Source organism: Rhodococcus sp. C3V, from assembly GCF_029269915.1.
Lineage (GTDB): Bacteria > Actinomycetota > Actinomycetes > Mycobacteriales > Mycobacteriaceae > Rhodococcus_F > Rhodococcus_F qingshengii.
The window spans coordinates 60,469-78,543 of record NZ_JARJBE010000007.1; the positions used below are offsets into that span (position 1 = coordinate 60,469).

The 18,075-nt window shown below is 62.7% G+C and carries 16 protein-coding genes; 5 read left to right on the top strand and 11 right to left on the bottom strand.

The features are described from left to right. The first annotated feature begins 113 nt into the window (after positions 1-113). The gene (locus P3G66_RS18840; RefSeq protein WP_042446652.1) at positions 114-1,145 is read left to right on the top strand and encodes an iron-siderophore ABC transporter substrate-binding protein; all 1,032 of its coding nucleotides are present in this window, start codon (positions 114-116) and stop codon (positions 1,143-1,145) included. A gap of 57 nt (positions 1,146-1,202) precedes the next feature. On the opposite strand, the gene P3G66_RS18845 is transcribed toward P3G66_RS18840, so the two are convergent. Continuing rightward, positions 1,203-1,679 (bottom strand): helix-turn-helix domain-containing protein, encoded by a 477-nt coding sequence (locus tag P3G66_RS18845; RefSeq protein WP_003943458.1) that lies wholly within the window; start codon positions 1,677-1,679, stop codon positions 1,203-1,205. Between the two features lie 120 nt (positions 1,680-1,799). Here P3G66_RS18845 and P3G66_RS18850 point away from each other — a divergent pair, with 120 nt between their 5' ends. Both P3G66_RS18850 and P3G66_RS18855 read left to right on the top strand, forming a co-directional pair. Continuing rightward, positions 1,800-3,416 carry a DHA2 family efflux MFS transporter permease subunit gene (locus P3G66_RS18850; protein WP_058227113.1) on the top strand — a complete coding sequence of 539 codons (1,617 nt, stop codon included), beginning with the start codon at positions 1,800-1,802 and terminating at the stop codon, positions 3,414-3,416. A gap of 104 nt (positions 3,417-3,520) precedes the next feature. Next, a complete protein-coding gene (locus tag P3G66_RS18855) occupies positions 3,521-4,189 on the top strand; it encodes a hypothetical protein (RefSeq protein ID WP_042446741.1) in 669 nt (222 codons plus the stop codon). Between the two features lie 5 nt (positions 4,190-4,194). Here the strand turns inward: P3G66_RS18855 and P3G66_RS18860 are convergent, their stop codons facing one another. The 3 genes from P3G66_RS18860 to P3G66_RS18870 form a co-directional block, all read right to left on the bottom strand. Then, entirely contained in the window at positions 4,195-5,940 is a 1,746-nt protein-coding gene (locus P3G66_RS18860) for a cholesterol oxidase substrate-binding domain-containing protein (protein ID WP_042446738.1), read from the bottom strand. A 118-nt stretch (positions 5,941-6,058) separates the two neighbouring features. Further along, positions 6,059-6,862: a metal-dependent hydrolase gene (locus P3G66_RS18865; protein ID WP_047270024.1), complete on the bottom strand. Its 804-nt coding sequence runs from the start codon at positions 6,860-6,862 to the stop codon at positions 6,059-6,061. 220 nt (positions 6,863-7,082) lie between these two features. Beyond that, positions 7,083-7,547 carry a hypothetical protein gene (locus tag P3G66_RS18870; RefSeq protein WP_050656940.1) on the bottom strand — a complete coding sequence of 155 codons (465 nt, stop codon included), beginning with the start codon at positions 7,545-7,547 and terminating at the stop codon, positions 7,083-7,085. Between the two features lie 167 nt (positions 7,548-7,714). Between P3G66_RS18870 and P3G66_RS18875 the strand changes: the two genes are divergently transcribed. Together P3G66_RS18875 and P3G66_RS18880 are read left to right on the top strand one after the other, a co-directional pair. After that, positions 7,715-8,419 (top strand): response regulator transcription factor, encoded by a 705-nt coding sequence (locus P3G66_RS18875; RefSeq protein WP_042922831.1) that lies wholly within the window; start codon positions 7,715-7,717, stop codon positions 8,417-8,419. After that, on the top strand, positions 8,416-9,795 hold the full coding sequence (locus P3G66_RS18880; RefSeq protein WP_042446646.1) for a HAMP domain-containing sensor histidine kinase: 1,380 nt from the start codon (positions 8,416-8,418) through the stop codon (positions 9,793-9,795). The genes P3G66_RS18875 and P3G66_RS18880 overlap by 4 nt, the downstream gene beginning before the upstream one ends. Here the strand turns inward: P3G66_RS18880 and P3G66_RS18885 are convergent. The 7 genes from P3G66_RS18885 to P3G66_RS18915 all read right to left on the bottom strand — a co-directional run bounded on the left by P3G66_RS18885 (position 9,692) and on the right by P3G66_RS18915 (position 18,074). Beyond that, positions 9,692-10,681, bottom strand: coding sequence for an LLM class F420-dependent oxidoreductase (locus P3G66_RS18885; protein WP_007732341.1), 990 nt, complete (start codon positions 10,679-10,681; stop codon positions 9,692-9,694). The genes P3G66_RS18880 and P3G66_RS18885 overlap by 104 nt on opposite strands. Positions 10,682-10,687: 6 nt before the next feature. Beyond that, complete coding sequence (locus tag P3G66_RS18890) at positions 10,688-11,374, bottom strand: HAD family hydrolase (protein ID WP_003943463.1); 687 nt, start codon at positions 11,372-11,374, stop codon at positions 10,688-10,690. 269 nt (positions 11,375-11,643) lie between these two features. Then, complete coding sequence (locus tag P3G66_RS18895; RefSeq protein WP_003943483.1) at positions 11,644-13,095, bottom strand: catalase; 1,452 nt, start codon at positions 13,093-13,095, stop codon at positions 11,644-11,646. 31 nt (positions 13,096-13,126) lie between these two features. Continuing rightward, a complete protein-coding gene (locus P3G66_RS18900; protein ID WP_003943517.1) occupies positions 13,127-13,681 on the bottom strand; it encodes a Fur family transcriptional regulator in 555 nt (184 codons plus the stop codon). 112 nt (positions 13,682-13,793) lie between these two features. Continuing rightward, positions 13,794-14,522, bottom strand: a complete 729-nt coding sequence (locus P3G66_RS18905; protein ID WP_276116989.1) for an XRE family transcriptional regulator — start codon at positions 14,520-14,522, stop codon at positions 13,794-13,796. Continuing rightward, positions 14,491-16,110: an AMP-binding protein gene (locus P3G66_RS18910; protein WP_276116990.1), complete on the bottom strand. Its 1,620-nt coding sequence runs from the start codon at positions 16,108-16,110 to the stop codon at positions 14,491-14,493. Before P3G66_RS18910 ends, P3G66_RS18905 begins: the two co-directional genes overlap by 32 nt. Next, entirely contained in the window at positions 16,104-18,074 is a 1,971-nt protein-coding gene (locus tag P3G66_RS18915) for a dehydrogenase E1 component subunit alpha/beta (RefSeq protein WP_199267496.1), read from the bottom strand. The genes P3G66_RS18910 and P3G66_RS18915 overlap by 7 nt, the downstream gene beginning before the upstream one ends. Position 18,075 lies beyond the last annotated feature (1 nt).

Consider the following 18,075-nt stretch of genomic DNA (forward strand, 5'->3'; position numbering starts at 1 on the left):
GTCCGAATTGCGTAGCGGTCCCGCTGAGCGAGACCTGACGCGCCGCTCACCTGGCGTCAACGGTGCGGATACCTCCCTGACCAAGCCCGATAGCCGAAAGGTAGGGTAGCCTAATGCACTCACGCACCACTCTCCGGAGCCGCACGTCGGTCCGGGTCGCCATGGTTGCCTTGGCGACTGTTTTTTTCGCTACGGCCTGCGGCTCTTCCGACGCCGGCGGCAACGCGAACGGCAACACCGATGTCGCGACCGGCGGCAAGCTGTTCAGCACCGCCGACACGGAAACCGCGAAGCTCGGCAGCGATGCCGCGCCAGGCGAGTTCCCTCGCACCATCACCCATGCCCTGGGCGAGACCACCCTCGAGGCCAAGCCGACCCGCGTCGTCGTCCTCGACAGCGGTGAACTCGACGAGGTTCTCTCGCTCGGGATCACCCCGGTCGGCATCGCCAGCCCGGAAAGCGCCGCCGGTCAGCCGTCGTACCTGGCGGACAAGTTGGTCGGTGTCCCCGATGTCGGCACGACCAACAACCTCAACCTCGAGGCGATCACCGCACTGCAGCCCGATCTGATCCTCGGCAGCAAGCTGCGCCAGGACAAGCTTTACCCGCAACTCGCGGCAATCGCTCCGACGGTCTTCAGCATCCGCCCCGGCTTTCCGTGGAAGGAGAACTTCCTCCTTGCCGGTGACGCACTCGGCGAGGAGACCAAGGCTGAGCAGGTTCTCAACGACTACCAAGAGCACGCCGATAAGGTACGTGAGTCGATCGACGGCTCCCCGACCGTTTCACTGGTTCGTTTCATGTCCGGGAAGCTGCGCCTGTACGGCAATCTGTCGTTCATCGGCGTCATCTTGAAGGACGTCGGCCTGCCCCGCCCGGCGATCCAGGACATCGACGAACTGGCCGTCGAGGTCAGCCCGGAAACGATCACCGAGGCGGAGGGTGACCGAATCTTCTACTCCAGCTACGGAAATCCCGCCGACACGGGCCAGACCACGGTTGTTGCCGGACCGCTGTGGGCCAGCATGGACGCAGTCAAGGAAGGACGCGCCACCGAGGTGAGCGACGAGACCTGGTTCCTGGGCCTCGGCCCGACAGGTGCCGGCCTGGTTCTCGACGACCTGCAAGCCAAGCTCGGCAAGTAGCCGTCACCGGCACAAAGAACGCCGCCCGACTCTCCGGAGTCGAGCGGCGTTTTTTGTTCAGCGGTTGTCCTGCTCGAGGTGTTCGTTCATCGTCGAGTGAAGGTCGACGAGAAATTCCTCGAATCGACTGAGCAGTTCGGGCGGGTACTTCGCCATCATGGCGTCGAGTCGCACGGCAAGGGGCCCGAAGAACTCGTCCGCCAGGTCCTGCACATGCGCACTGCTGTGCAGCGTGACCACTCGCCGGTCGGCATTCTCTCGGGTCCGGACGATATGTCCCGCCTTCTCCAGGCGGTTGAGCAACGCGGTGGTTGCACCCGACGTCAGCGAGATCCGCTCTCCGAGGCGGGCGGGTGAGAGCGGCGTCCCCTTCTCCTCGGCAGCGGTGATTTCCATCAAGGCAGTCGCGTCGGTGGAATGCAGGCCGAGCCACGACGCGAATCGATGGCTGAATTCGGTGAACGTGCCACCGTACGCGCGGAATTCGTCCATCAGCCGCTCCCGCTCCACGGAGATGTCGCGCGGTGCCTCCACCTCGGTGATCCCACCTTTCCTGTGCCAGACGGCGGCCGGTCGAGCCCAGCGCGCACGTTGACAACTTACCGCCTCAAATATACCTTCATTGTAAAGTTACTTCACAATGGAGGTTTATTCGTGAACATCTCACCCACCACCCGCAAGTGGTTGGGCCTGATCGCCATTGCACTCGGCGTGGCACTGATCGTCGTCGACACCACGATCGTCAACGTCATAGTTCCCTCGATCATCGAAGATCTCGGGATCAATTCCGTTCAGGCTCAATGGATCCAAGAGTCCTACGCAATCGTGTTCGCGGCACTTCTGCTATTGGTCGGCAGAGTTGCCGATCTGGTCGGCGCTCGTCGCATCTTCATTGCCGGTGTCATCGTGTTCGGCGCGACGAGCCTGCTGGCCGGACTGGCGCCGAACGGCGGTCTGCTCATCCTGGCGCGCTTCCTGCAGGGCGCCGGCGCGGCCATGATCCTGCCCACGTCACTGTCGCTTCTGAACGCGATGTTCACCGGAAAGGCGCGCGGCCAGGCCTTCGCGGTCTGGGGCTCCACCATCGGCGCTGCATCCGCCCTCGGCCCATTGCTCGGCGGCTGGCTTGCCGAACATGCCTCATGGCGTTGGGCATTCGGGATCAACATTCCGCTTGCTGCGCTCATTCTGATCGGCGCAGTGCTGTTCATCGCGCCCTCACCCCGCACCGCTGGGCGCATCGACGCCACCGGAGCAGCACTGTCCATCGCCGGGCTCGGCCTGCTGGCCTTCGGCCTCGTCGAGGGACGAACGTACGGGTGGCTGACGACGAAGGAACCCTTCGATCTGTTCGGTCTTTCATGGTCCAGCGGACCGTCGCCGGTTCTGGTGGCGCTGGTTCTCGCCGTTCTGTCGCTCGGTGCGTTCGCCTACCGTCAAACCATGCTCACCCGCAGCGCCGATCCGTCGCGGGCACTGATGGACGTACGGTTGTTCTCCATCTCGTCGTTCCGCAACGGCAACATCGCGACGCTGATCATCGGACTCGGCGAGTTCGGAATCGTTGCGGTGCTTCCTCTCTGGCTCCAGTTCACGCTCGGATACAGCGCCCTCCAGGCAGGGCTCGCGCTGGTTCCCATTGCCATCGGCAGCTTTGTCGCCAGTGGTGCGAGCTTCGGGCTGGCATCGAAGGTCTCGCCGTTGGGCTTGGTCCGTATCGGCCTGGCTCTCGAAGCGCTCGGTCTCGCCGGCCTCGGATTCATCGCTGCGACAGACAGCCCCTGGTGGACTATCGCCGCAGTGCTGTTCTTCTACGGAATCGGCGTCGGTTTTGCGACTGCCCAGGTGACCAACGTGGTGCTCGAGGAGATTCCCGAGCAGAGCGCCGGTCAAGGCTCCGGCATTCAGAGCGCGTTCCGCCAACTCGGATCCGCACTGGGCATCGCTGTCCTCACCACGGTCTTCTTCAGCACTCTCAATTCGACGCTGAACAACGACCTCACCGGATCCGGTGTCGACCAAGCTCAGGCTGATCAGTTGACGCGGGCAGTCACCGACAGCGCAGGCGCCGCCATCGACTCGCTGGCCGGTTCACCGAACACTGCCTTCGTCGCCGACGCTGCCCAATCTGCGATGACTCACGGCATCACACTCGGCGGATACCTTGCGGCCGGATTTGTCGTGGTGGGCCTGATCGCCACGGCGCTCATCCCGAACAAGCCGGCCCCGTCAAACGAGGAGGAAACGAAAGCAGCAGCCGACGTCGCCTGACGGTCGGATCGGTGCAGTACGGTGCCGGTATGCGATTGCCCTGGTCACGGTCATCACAGTCACGGTCAGCACAGTCACGGTCAGCACAGTCACGGTCAGCACCGGTGCTCAGTGAGGCCGACATCGTCGCCGTAGGTGAGCAAGCACGCGAACTGGTACTCCCAGGTTTCGCGACGTTCGACGAAATCTGCGAAGCCGCCCGAGACTGTGTCGAGGGCGGCTTCGAGAACGACGAACTCGGCAGACAGATCGACGCAGTAGTGCGTGAGGTCTGGGACCACAGACTCGGGGAGCAGACCCAGTGGACGGCTCCCGGCGACTTCGAGCGCCTCTCCGCAGCCTTCGCTGATCTCGAGCGCAACGGCATCGTAGCCCGGATGAACTTCACCTGCTGCATGCAGTGCGGCACTACTGAAATCGACGACGAACGCACGCCGTCCGAACCCGACGAGAACGGGTATCCCTTTGCTCAGTGGGCGTACACGTTCTTCCACATGCAAGATGCGGAGCGTCTCGGCGACGAGCCGTCCGATCTCTACTTGTCCTACAGTGCGTTTCGTCCGGCCCACGATCTCGATCCCGCACTGGTCGCCGCTGCCTTCGGCGGCGACGAAACCGCCAAGGCACACATGATCGCGCACACCGATCAGACCGTCGGGCGCCAGGTAGCCGACGCACTCCGAACTCAGGGGCTGAGCGTCGATTGGAACGGTGACAACAATCAGCGTATCCGTGTCACCGACGTATGTTGGCGCAAACCGCTTCCGCAGTAGGAGATTCAGCTGGGTGGCAATACGCGGTCGAGGAACGTATTGCTGAAGACGCGGTGTGGGTCGTGTTCGTCGAGAGTGGCGAGAGCGAAGTCCCAATTCCCGTCGCCACCGGCACGGAAGGTGGCAGGCACTGTGCTGGTGAGGAATTCGTCGTCCTGGTACGCCGCCTGATCGGTGAATGCCCACCCCTTGGACCACTCCGGACGGAAGGTCGCGTAATCGCCGGAGTAGTTCGCGACCATCCACCGTTCCATTTCGCGAAGGAAGGCAGGCAATCCCGCGGTGCCGGGAATCGAGACCACGTTCATCCAGATCGCTGTGTCCCAGTCCTGACGATCCGCCCGCGGCCGCACCGCTGACAGGTCCGGCACTCCGGCGCTGTCGACCAACACCTCGCCGTCATCGTCGACACCGCAGAGACGCACTTCGAACGGCATGTTGACGGGATACTGCCCCAGCGACGCGTAGTGCGTCATTCGTTCGTTCAGCCAACTCGTCATCTCGTGGACGACTCGGCCGATGTTGGACCGCTTGGTGATCACGGCTCCGCCCCCGGCTACGACGCGCAAGGTCGTGTGCCGGAGGTAGAACAGAACGTCTTTCGACCAGCCCCAGAGATCGTCGGTGTCGGTCAGCACCAATCCTGCTGCTACAGCGCCGAACTGAGAGGCGCCGAACAGCGGTGTCGCAGCTTGGAGACCCTGTGCCACCATCCCCAACGGGGTGGTGACCTCTTCGGGAATCGCGTCGGAGAAGAAGTAGTTGTACGGCCCGCTCACCTCTCGGGACTCCGGCGGTTTGACCGGGGTCGGTGTCCAGACCTTGAGCCACGGTGTTTGCGTGAACGGGAACCAGATTGCTTCCACCCGTCCGGATTTCTCGACGAAACTCTCGTAGGTACGCCCTGGCGAACCGGGAGCAGCAAAGAGTTCTTGCCACGGAATGTCGGTGAAACTCTGGCACCGCAGCCGATAATTCTCCCCGGCTTGCAGCGTCACGGAGGTGACGAAGGTTCGACCCAGATGGGTCAGGAAGGCGGTGCTCTCGACGTCCGATCGGTGAAATGTCTTCAGTGCGTACCGATTGATGCCTTCGTCCCACGCCACCACCGTGATCTCGGTGATCAGGTTGCTCAGCGAACCATACGATTGACCAGGGGTGATCGTCTCCCCCACAGCCGGATAGGTTGCCCCGTGAGCACCGATCGCCAGCGCGCCGGCGATGGACAGCTCACCGATCGCCGGAGAGTTGGCCCAGCCGAGCCCTTCTCGCTCGAGCGCTGTCAGAATCGCTTCGATACTGGCGCCGGCGCCCGCCGTGACCGTTGCGGGCGTGCCGTGCTGCACCACAACCGAATTCAGTTTGGCCATCGTATCGACCAGCAGAACTCGATCCGAAGGCGCGCCGGGCACCACCGTCAACGGACTCCACCCGTGCATCGTTCCCTTCGCACGCACTGTGTACCCGTTGTCGAACGCCCAGTTGGCGAGGGTGACGACGTCATCGCTGTGACGTGCCGTGGCCGTCCACACGCTGTCGAGCATGATTTCTCGCGACCAGTTCGCGTACGCCTGCTGTGACAACGGAATGTCCGACGGAAATCCGGGCGGTGGCGCGATGGTCGATGCCGAACCCCAGGGAACTGCTCCAGCCGGCGCCCAGGAAATGCCCGCGAGAGCAGCTGCGCCGGCACTCGCTGCGAGAAATCCGCGCCGGCTCACACCGTCTTCGCTCGAGCTGTGCTCTGCCATGCGCTCTGCTTGATGCACCACTGCTCACTCCGTCAGCCGACTCGGTTCATGTCAGGGACGAACGTAGAACAAATATGATTACGATGCCAGTGGTTCCGTAATAAAAGTTTTCCGAAGCTCACTGCACCATCGGAGCGAATACCGCGTAGATCGCTTCCGGGGCACCGTCGAACGCACTGATGATCAACCAGGCAGTCAGAACCGTCAGAGCCGGCCCGATCAGAACCTTCTCTAGGTTCCCACCTGCACGGATGGACAGGAATGACGGCAGCCGTTGCTCCCACCATCGCTTGCCGCCGAGCGGGATCAGAGGTGCAAGAAACGGCACTCCCTCCTTGGTGATCGCATCGCCGAGACAGTGCGTGGCGCAGCCCAGTGCCACCGCAACACCTAGCCCCGTGGATCCGGCCTCGCTGGGATACCACTGCCAGGTGAGGGCAGAGAGCACCAACGCAACGGCGGAGACCGCGAGCCATCCCTTCTCCTTGGCCAATTCACCCGCCAATCCTCGGATGGCCAACCCGAGGCAGAAGAACAGGGTGATGATGATGGCTGGCTTCCCGAACTGAACAACCAGCGCCGAGACCCCGGCACCCAACCCGGCGGCGAACAGCGCGGTGTGCGTGAGCGTCCGATGCCCACCACGACGCTTGCCGTCCTTCTTGCCTTTGGTGATGCGGTAGAAGGTCACCGAAATTGCGTCGATGCCTTTGGCCAGAGCCTTGCTGAGCGGACCGAATGATCGCGAAACCGTCGACTGACCGGTATCGAGGTCGGGAAGCAAGGCGGCTCCGGCGCACACTCCGGCAAAGGTCAAAGTTTCCGCAGTGGATGTGGGCCCTCCCCAGTCGAGAGGCAACAACTCCGCAACCACCAACCCCACAGCAGCACCGGACATCGCGTGGGTGGGGCCCATGACCATGAAACACAACACCTTTCGAAACGCGCCCCGCATCAGGCCGTACCGCACCCTCTGCAAGACACCACACACATGACGCCGTCGGCGACGGCCCCGGCATGCTCGCCGAGACCGCCCCGAACGTAGCAAGTGCTACCGACAGGCTTGACCAACCTCCAGACCCAGTTGAGTACGGCCGTACCGTTCCAGGTCAAAGCGGTTCATGCGGAGCTTTTTTCGCTCGTCAGCCCGCGGCAACCGTGCATGACAGGGCAACGCCCTCCTCCAGCGGAGCGACGCCTGCCATGTCGAGCACCTCTGCCGGAACACCTTCGGTCGTCGGAGCCCACTCGACGGTCGGCAACGCCGGCACCCCTTCACGCGCAACGAATGTCGCAGCTTCGCTCGGCACTTCGATAGTGACTGCGGCCGTACCGGCCTCCTCCGCGCGCACGACCTTCCCCTCGTCGATGAGCTTCTGCAGCTCCTCGTCGGAAATCGGCGCCGCGACACCACACGCTACTTCGGGAGCCACACCCAACTCGGACGGAGCGGTCGCGATCGACCGCACCGCCACCGGTGACCCGTCGGAAATCGGATTGGAAGCCCAGGCGATTCCCGGCGCCACTGCCATACCGAGGACCGCCACGGACGCCACCACCACACCGGTCCGGCGGGCCCGCTTGCCGTTCACTTTCAATCGCGTCATCGTAGTTCTCCTTGATCGAACGTTCTCGAGTTCTCGGCGCGGTCGCATCCGAGAAACCCGAGGTTATGAAGCCAACACTGCAGATCTGTTGTCGGTTTCTTAGGAGTTGATGAGAATGCGACGGCCCTCGCTCCGAGCGAGGCCCCAGGCCTTGATCCGATGGCACCATGGCTGGGGTGAGTACACGCGAGCGCATCCTGATCGTTGACGACGACGCGAAGGTTCTGAATTCGCTCGAACGTGGACTCCGATTGTCGGGCTTCGACACGGCAACTGCCGTCGACGGACGATCGGCCTTGTCATCGGTGAACAAGCAATGCCCGGCCGCGCTCGTTCTCGACGTCAACATGCCCGGCCTCGACGGCGTCGGGGTGGTGACCGCCCTGCGCGCGATCGGCAACGAGGTTCCGATCTGCGTACTCAGCGCCCGAAGTTCCGTGGGTGATCGCATCGCGGGGCTGGAGGCGGGCGCCGACGACTACCTCACCAAGCCCTTCGAGTTGGCCGAGCTCGTCGCCAGACTCCGCGCATTACTTCGACGCACGACGCGAGCCACCCCGTCGGTCGACCATCCGATCACGGTGGGACCGCTGACGGTCGATCTCCGTGGCCATCGAGCGCACATCGACGGTAGACGAATCGAACTCACCAAAAGAGAATTCGACCTGTTGTCGGTACTCGCCGAGCACGCCGGTGTCGTACTCAGTCGCGCACAACTCCTGCGACTCGTCTGGGGTTACGACTTCGCTGCCGACACCAATGTCGTCGACGTCTTTGTCACCTATCTACGCAAGAAACTCGAAGTCGACGGGACTCCCCGCGTGATCCACACAGTGCGTGGGGTGGGCTTCGTCCTGAGGGCCGAACGATGAAGCGGCCGCTGTCACTTCAGACTCGCGTAGCCATCGCCTCGGGCCTGGCCGCCGGAATCGTGATTGCCGCGATCGGAATTGCGTTCGCGGTCTTTCTGCGTGTCAACGGATCCGAACAACTCGAACGCACTCTCGATTCCGTCACCCTGGGCGTCGCGGCGAGTGCGCCGAGCCCGCTATTCATCGAAACACCAACTGCAACAACAGAACCATCCGTGGTCAGCCCCGGATTCAACGCCGCGACCGTCAGCGCCTTGGCTACCACCGATGTTCGCAGTCGTGATGTTCTGGTGCCCGGCGACAGCGGCGCCGCACTGGCCGTCAGCATCCCCGAAGACCCACTGACCCAGGCAATCCGTGAGCAGCAGTTCCAAGTGGCCGCTGCAGCAGTGGTCGCCATCCTTGCCGCGGCCGGGCTCGGTTGGTTCCTCACCGGCCGAGCCGTCCGGCCACTACAGCAATTGACCGAGACCACCAGTTCGATCGGCAACAACCTCGACGTCGACGGACTCTCGCGCCGGGCACCGTCGGTACGTGGAACGCGAGAAGCCGAAGAACTGTCGGAGGCAATCCACAGCATGCTCAGTCGCATCGAAAGCGATCGAAGCCGCACCGAGGAGGCGTTGGAGTCGGCACGCGATTTCGCTCGCGTCTCCGCCCACGAACTGCGCACACCTCTCACGTCGATGCGTACCGATCTCGAAGTTCTCGCAACACTCGATCTCACGGAGAGCCAACGGCGCGAACTGTCCGGCGAATTGTTGGAAGCGCAGCGCCAGATCGAGCGCACCCTGACCGACCTCGAGACTCTAGCCCTGGGTGACGTGGCCGATCCCGAGGATTGTGCCGACGTCGATCTCGTGGAGGTTGCCGATCGCGCCGTTGCTGACGCAGGCCGTCTGCACCCGCAGGTCGACGTTCGTTTGAAAGCACCGGAAGAACTTTCGGTTCAGGCCTTTCCCGCGGGTATCCGTCTGGTGCTGACCAACGCCGTCACCAATTCCGTTCGGCACGGCAATGCCGACGAAGTCGAGATCACCGTCCGATCAGGGGCTGCGACGGGTTCGGCGACGGTATTCGTCGACGACAACGGCACCGTGATCGCGCCTTCGGAACGCGAAGCGATGTTCGAGAGATTCGTTCGTGGTACCGGTGCGGGCGACGCCGGAAGCGGTTTGGGACTGGCCCTCGTCGCGCAGCAGGCGAGGCTGCACGGCGGTAGCGCGCGACTCGACAAGAGCCCACTCGGCGGAACTCGATTGATCTTCTCGATCAACCCAATTCGACGTGCAGAGCCTCGAGCAGCGGCTTGGCCGCCTCGTCGAAGAATCGGTCTTGGGTATCTCCACCGATCTGTACCAGTGCCACATCGGTGAATCCGGCGTCCGTGTATGCCTTGACCGCTTCGACGATCACATCGAGATCGGGACCACACGGAATGCTTTCAGCTACATCCTCTTTGCGCACGAACTGAGTCGCACCCGAGAAGCTCGCCGGCGTCGGCAGTTCGGAGTTCACGGACCACCCTCCGCCGAACCACCGGAACTGCTGATGAGCTCGTGCAATTGCCGTGTCGCGATCAGGGTCCCACGAGATCGGAATCTGACCGATGGTCCGGCCTGCGGGAGCCAATCCGTATGCTCGGCCGTGCACGTGCTTCCACAAGTGCACTAGCTCCGAATCCGGTTGCACGGCAATCAGATCGTCGGCCATCGGACCGAAACGCTCGACGGACTTGTCTCCGGACATGGCCAGCGCCAGCGGAACCGGGTTCTCGGGGAGATCCCAGATCCTGGCGGACTGGACGTCGAAGTACTCCCCCTTCCAGCTCACCAGATCTCCGGCGAGCAGTGCGCGAATGATGCTCACCGCCTCCTGCAGCATGTCCTGGCGGGTGTCGATGGACGGCCAACCCTCGCCGACCACATGCTCGTTCAGGCTCTCGCCACTTCCCAATCCCAGGGTGAAGCGTCCGTCCGCGAGGATCTGGATCGTCGCAGCTTTCTGAGCGACGACGGCGGGGTGGTACCTCACGGTCGGACAAGTCACGTACGTCATCAAACCGACTCGCTCGGTGGCGTGGGCGACTGCCCCCAGCACCGACCAGGCGTAGGGTGCATGCCCCTGCTCGGTCAGCCACGGCGAGTAGTGATCACTCATCACTTCGAAGTCGAAGCCGACTTCTTCGGCCCGAACTGCATGGCGAACCAGTTCTTTCGGACCTGCCTGCTCCGTCATCAAGGTGTAGCCGAATCGTGCCATCACTGATCAACTCCCGGTATCTAGGCCTGAAACGAGTTCGGAAATCACACTGCCGTCGAGGTGGTCGAGGAGGTCGCGGGCGTCGTCGTACACGGCAGCCGCACCCGCACCTTCGAGTTCGTCGGTCGACATGCCGCCGCTGCGCACTCCCACAGCCACAACGCCCGCCCATGTCGCCGCCTTCATGTCCCAGACGGCATCCCCGACCATGACCGCATTGCCCGCGTCGACACCTGCCTTCGCGAGCGCGACCTCGATCAGGTCCGGATCAGGTTTGGCCTCGTCGACGGATTCCGAAGAGGTGGCGGCGTAGATCATTTCGTCGATGTCGAGCGTCCGGCGTAGCAACTTCAGTTCGTCGTCCGGCGCCGAGGTAGCGAGCACCACGTGCAGTCCGAGCGAGTGAACTCGGCGGATCAACTCGCGCGCTCCCGGCAGTACTCGGAGACGGTCGGCCGACTGCCGGTAGTACGTGGTGTGAAGTTCTTTGGCTCGCGGTCCGCACCCGTCGATGTCTTCGCCGAGCAAGGACTCCAGTAGTTGGTCTCCGTCCATGCCGATGCTGCGGTGTACCCGCCACGCGTCGACCGGGCGACCTACCTCGAAGAAAGCTCGCGACCACGCTTCTACGTGCAGATAGTTGGAATCGACGAGCGTTCCGTCGATGTCGAAGAGAACCGCACCTATTGCCATGGGAATTGACTGCCCAACACCTCGGTTCGCGAAACTTGTGCCCCGAGCATTCTCAGCTCGAGAAGCGGATCATGGAGAGTGCGAACAGCAGAAGTGCACGTCGAACAGGGGTGTCGTCATGGAGTCAGTCGTTGTATTCCTTCTCGCATGCTTCGTCTATTGGTTTGCGCTTCTGTAGTTGGGTAGACGGAAACGGACCGCTGCCGGGAAGTGATTTCCCTTGCAGCGGTCCGCATTCGGTAGACCTAAGCGATGCTCATGTCAGCGGGTCACTGACCTGCGCGTACACCTTCTTCGACGCGCTTGCCCAAATCTGCGTCGACGTTCTTCCAGTACTCGAAGACACGCAACAGAACTTCCTCACTGACGCCGGCAAGGGCGTGGCCGACGATGTTGCTCACCAGGCGCTCACGAGCTGCGTCGTCGAGAACTTCACGGACCAGCGTTCCGGCCTGCGTGAAGTCGCCGTCCTCGGCGTGCTCGATGTATCCGGCGCGCACTGCCTTGCCGTCGAACGCCCACAGTCCTTCGTCACCGGCAACCGACGGATCGGCATGCGGTCCGCCGTACGAGTTCGGTGCGTACACCGGCGTCGACGGGGAATTGAAGCTGTAACGCATGGCGCCCTCCTTGGAGTAGGAGTTCACCTCGTTCTTCGGGGCATTGACCGGCAGGTCGGCGTAGTTGGTGCCGATGCGGTAACGATGTGCGTCGGCGTAGGAGAAGACGCGGCCGAGAAGCATCTTGTCCGGGCTGAATCCGATGCCGGGCACCACGTTCGACGGCTCGAAGGATGCCTGCTCGATCTGCGCGAAGAAGTTCTCCGGATTGCGGTTCAGCGTCCACTTGCCGACCTCGATCAGTGGGTAGTCCTTCTGGGACCAGACCTTGGTGAGGTCGAACGGGTTGAAGCGGTAGCCTTCGGCCTCGTCGACCGGCATGATCTGAACCTTGAGTGTCCAGCTCGGGAAATTACCGGCCTCGATGGCGTTGTACAGATCCGCGCGGTGGTAGTCGGGATCGCTACCGGCGAGGCTGTCTGCTTCGGCCTGCGTCAGGAACTCGATGCCCTGATCGGTCTTGAAGTGGTACTTCACCCAGAAGCGTTCACCCGCAGCGTTGACCCACTGGTAGGTGTGCGATCCGAAGCCGTCCATGTTGCGCCAGGTCTTCGGGATACCGCGGTCACCCATCAGCCAGGTCACCTGGTGAGCGGTCTCGGGACGCAGAGTCCAGAAGTCCCACTGCATGTCGTGGTCACGAAGACCGGAGCCGGGCAGTCGCTTCTGCGAACGAATGAAGTCGGGGAACTTGATGGCGTCCTTGATGAAGAACACCGGGGTGTTGTTGCCGACGAGGTCGTAGTTTCCCTCTTCGGTGTAGAACTTCATCGCAAAACCGCGCGGATCGCGCCAGGTGTCCGGGCTGCCCTGCTCACCGGCGACGGTGGAGAAGCGGACGAGGGACTCGGTCTTCTTACCCGGCTGCAGGAACGCGGCCTTGGTGTACTTGCTGACGTCGTGTGTGATGACGAGTTCACCGAAAGCGCCGCCGCCCTTGGCGTGGACGATGCGCTCCGGGACACGCTCGCGGTTGAACTGCGCGAGCTTCTCGATCAGGTAGTGGTCGTGAAGGAGCACCGGCCCCTGAATACCCGCGGTCAGCGATTCGTCATCACTTGCGACCGCGATACCGAAATTGTTGGTGGTGGGCTTGGTCATGGCGAAGCCTCCTAGCGTTGTGGGCTGGGCGTCAGAGGAGCGGGGCTGCATCCGAGTCGAACGCATGGGCTGCATGCGAGGTGGCTGACTCGGAGGTTCTGGACGCATCAATTCGATTCTGCGAGACCGCGTCCGACTCGGTGTCGGATTCGGCAGAATTCTTCAGGCAATCTTCGCAACGGCCCCAGAACACGACCTCGGCTTCGTCGATTTCGAAGCCGTGATTATCGGAAGGTTCGAGGCAGGGAGCTTGGCCGACAACACAATCGACGTCGACGACCTTGCCGCAGCCGCGACAGACGAGGTGATGGTGGTTGTCACCAGTCCTCGTCTCGAACCGTGCGGGCGAACCCGCCGGCTCGATGCGTCGCAGCAATCCTGCGTTCACGCATGCCTTCAGCACGTCGTAAACGGCCTGTGTGGATACCGATCCGAGCTGCTGCCGCACGAGTGCTGCAACAGAATCGGCGTCTGAATGCGGTTGGGCTGTAACCGCATCCAGCACGGCGAGGCGCGGAGCAGTGACCCTCAACCCGACGGCGCGCAGTTGCGCTCGGGGGTCGAAGTCATGCTCTCCGTCTCGCATGTTTCCCAGTATGCCGCTTTTCTGGAATTAGTCAAGAAAAGGATTGCCTAAGTTGAATCGAGACCGGTGTCACACCTAGCGGCATCACACCCAGTGCATCGCACCCGGTTACTCAGCCCAGGACGAACCAGATCGCCTTGACCGTCTCGTCCGTCTCGTTGCGCAACCGGTGGGGAACGTTCCCGACCAGGTGTATCGCTTCACCCGCCTTGAGGAGCCGACGCATTCCGTCGATGTCGATCGTCAGAGTCCCTTCCAGCACGTACCCGTAGTCGTCACCCGAATGAGTCTGCGGTGCATCGCCCGGTGCGGAATCGGCGCCGGGCTCGTACTCCGTGAGGAGGAACTGGACGTGATGGTTCGCGGGAGTGTTCGCCAACCGTTGCCAGCGAACACCCGACCGAAAGGTGAGGCAGTCGGAGATCCGCGGTTCGTGAGTCTTCGTTTCGGATGCGGATTCCCGTTCCGGATCGACGCTGTTGCCGAGCAGCACGTCCAAGGACAGGTTGAGTTCGGTCGCGATCGCAAAAAGCGTGTTCACCGCGGCCTGACTCTGCCCCAGTTCGAACTGCGACAGGAAGGACGGCGATACGCCGAGCCGCCTCGCCAATTCACGAACCGGGATTCCCTGTCTCGTGCGTTCGGCACGAACCGTCTTGCCTACCGACGTCCCCAAACCGTTGTCCTCCGTCTTCTGTTTGCGCGCCGCCACCTTGGCCGGCGCCGACTTCTTCTGTGCCGTCGTCTTTTGGGGAGTCGTCTTGCGCGGTTGCGATTTCTTCGATGCAGCCGCTGTCGACTCAGCCGTCTTACGAGGTGGCTTTGCGCCGGTTGCCGTCATGTCCGAACTCGCTTCCGTAGGTCTCGGGGACCGCCTGTGCGGAGCCCAAGCCTAGCGCTCGACGTAGGAGAAACTTCTGAACCTTCCCACTCTCCGTCCGAGGAAGCGACGCAACGGTCTCGACTCTCTCCGGAGCTTTCTGAACGGCAAATCCTTCGGACAGCAGGAAGATCCGCAGATCTCGAACGCTTGGCGGATCACCGTCCGGAACCACGAAGGCGCACGCGCGCTCCCCCAGATCCTCGTCCGGATACCCGACCACCGCCACCTCTCCCACATTGGGATGAGCCTCGAGGGCCCACTCGATGTCGGCAGCGCTGAATTTCTCTCCGCCCCGGTTGATGATGTCCTTGATCCGTGACGTGATCCGGATCTGACCGGGTCCGTCCACGGTGGCTACGTCGCCGGTCCGGAAAAAGCCGTCCTCGGTGAACGATTCCTCGTTGATCGAGCTGTCGACGTAGCCGACGAACAGTTCCGGGCCCCGCACCAACAGCTCGTCGTCTTCGCCGAGCCGGAATTCGTTTCCGCCGATCACAGCTCCTTCGTCCTCTGCCTGCAGGTCGATGTCACCGAAAGGATCACCCATGACGAGGGTCGGAAGTTCCGTCGATCCGTAGGTGCGAACAACCGCCGTCCCCATCACGCGATGGGCCCGACGCACCAACTCGGGCGGAATCCCGGCCCCACCACACACGAATCGGGTCAGCTGAGATCGTCGATATCCGCCCTTCTCGTAGGCGTCGGCGAGACCACGGAGAAACGGTGTCGCGCTCACGGTGAACGTGCATTGCTCGCGTTCGATCAACGCAACTGCCACTTCGGGAACCCAGCGTTGCATCAGAACGGTAGAGCAGGCTGCCGCTGCCGGCAGAACTACCGCATACGAAATTCCGGTGATGTGGGGTAACGGCGAAGGCATGAAGATTCGGTCCTGCGAATCCACGCCACAATGCGCGATCATGCTCGAACTCTCGGCCATCAGGGTCCGATGTGTGTGAAGCACGCCTTTCGGAGCCGAGGTGGTTCCCGACGTGTAGAGAACGAGGGCGACATCGTCGGGATCCGCGCGGTGGTCGGGCCGGTTCGACTCCATCCCGAAGTCCAGGAAGTCGTCGAACGTTGTGCGTCGCAACCCACCTTCGCCTCGAGCCTCCACCAGAAGAACCTCTCGGCCCAGATCACGGAGCACCGTCCCGAGTTGCTCGACGTGACGATATCCGCGGTATTCCTGCGGGGCTACGATCACCGACGGCTCAGCTTGCTCGACGATGAAGGACAACTCGTGTGCGCGGTAAATCGGGACCACCGGAAGGAGAATGCCGCCGGCAAGCCACGTGCCCCAGGCCGCAACCACGGATTCCCACCAGTTCGGCAGTTGAACGAGTACCACTTCTCCAGGCTCGAATCCCGATTTATGCAGTGCGCCTGCAAAGCTCGTTGCAGCGTCCACCAATTCCTGGTAAGTCCACCGCACACTCTCGTCGACAAGGGCCAGTGCTTCGGGATCGCGACGCAGGGCGTCGAGAAGCATCTCGGGCAGCACCCCGCCGCCGGTCATTGCCCGCGGGCGGGTAGCGCTCAGCACGACATCACCCGCCGAACGGCTGCAACGATGTCGTCAGGTCCGACTTCCCACTCACGTTCGAGCACCGGCGCATAGGGCGCAGGCGCGTACCGTGCTCCCACCCGCACTACCGGCGCGTCCAGTGAATAGAACCCGGAATCCACCGCCATAGCTGCGATCTCGGCTCCGACGCCGAAGTCCACGACGGCTTCCTGGGCAATGACCATCCGGTTCGTCCGACTGAATGATTCGAGAATCGTCTCCCGATCGAGCGGAGCAATCGTTCGTAGATCGATGACCTCGGCATCGATCCCTTCGTCTGCCAACGTCTGCGCCGCGACCAAGGCGTGCAATGCCATACGCGACCACGAGACGATGGTGACGTCCGAACCTGGTCTCGTCACCGCTGCCTTTCCGATCGGAACCCGAAAATCCTTGCTCGGCAACAAACTTTTCTTCTCGTACAGCAGTCGATGCTCGATGAACATGACCGGGTTGTCGTCCTCGATCGCTGCCCGCAACAACCCGTATGCATCCGCGCCCGAACTCGGCATGAGCACAGTCAGTCCCGGGATGTGCGCCAACAGCGCCTCGAGACTCTGCGAATGCTGACCACCCGACGATCTGCCGGAACCGAACTGCGTCCGCACCACCAACGGCAGACTCACTGCGCCGCCCGTCATGAACCGAAGTTTTGCCGCCTGATTCATCAACTGATCCAGGCACACCCCGAGGAAGTCGAGGTACATCAGTTCCACGACGGGCCTACGGCCCGCCATCGCGGAGCCGACGGCAAGACCCATGATTGCCGATTCGGAGATCGGCGTATCGAGCACTCGACCCGGATACTTTGCGGCCAATCCCCTGGTCAGACCGAAAACATTTCCGCCGGCAACGTCGATGCCGGCAAGAAACACATCCGGATCGGCCGCCAGAGAGTCGTCGAGCGCCGCCTTGAGGATCTTGGACTGCGACACGGCCGCGCCGCCCGCGCCGACACCCACGTCGAGGCGGTCCGGCGGGTAGATGCGACGCGGCGAAAAGATGTACTCCATCACGCTCGACGCCTCCGGTTGCGGCGACGACCGCGCGAAACGCTCCGCCTCGGCGACCACCGCCCTCACCCGCTTGTCCACCAGATCGAGTACTTCGTCCCCGATGCCGAGCTCTCGGAGTCGGCCACGCGTCAGCGTCAGTGGATCGGCCGCGAGAATGTCTCGCGCCATCTCGTCCTTGTCGCGGTACACCTGCGGATCGCCCTCGTAGTGCCCGTGCACCCGCAGAGTCGTGACCTCCACGAACACCGGACCACCGCTGCCTCGCACCTGCTCGTACACCGGCCGAATACCGTCGGCGACCGCCTCGACGTCGTTGCCTGCCAGCGTGATCGATTTCATCCCGTATCCCGCTGCGCGCGCAGAGATCGGGACAGGATGCTGATCCACCGTCGAGGAAAACTCCGAGAATCCGTTGTTCTCGCACAGGAAGATGATCGGCAGCTTCCACAGAGCAGCCATGTTCATCGCCTCGTGGAACGCACCGGTCGCAATCGCCCCGTCACCGAAGAACGCCACCACCAGATCGCCCTCACCGCGATCCTTGGCAGCGAAAGCCGCACCGACGGCAATCGGCAACCCCGCGCCCACGATCCCGTTCGCACCGAAGATCCCCAAGCGGGGATCCGCCACGTGCATCGAGCCACCCCGGCCGTTGTTGGCTCCGGTGACCTTGCCCATCAACTCCGCCATCATCCGGTCGGGCTCGAGACCCTTTGCCAGAACATGGCCGTGCCCGCGGTGCGTCGAGGTGATGACGTCACTGACCCGCGCATGAGTGAGAGCCCCCACCGCGCACGCCTCTTGACCTATCGAAGTGTGAACGAACCCCGGAATGGTGTCGCCCTTGTAGAGCGCCGAGATGCGCTCCTCCATCATCCGGATCAACAACATCTTTTCGTAGGCACACAGAACTTCTTCGCCGTTCACG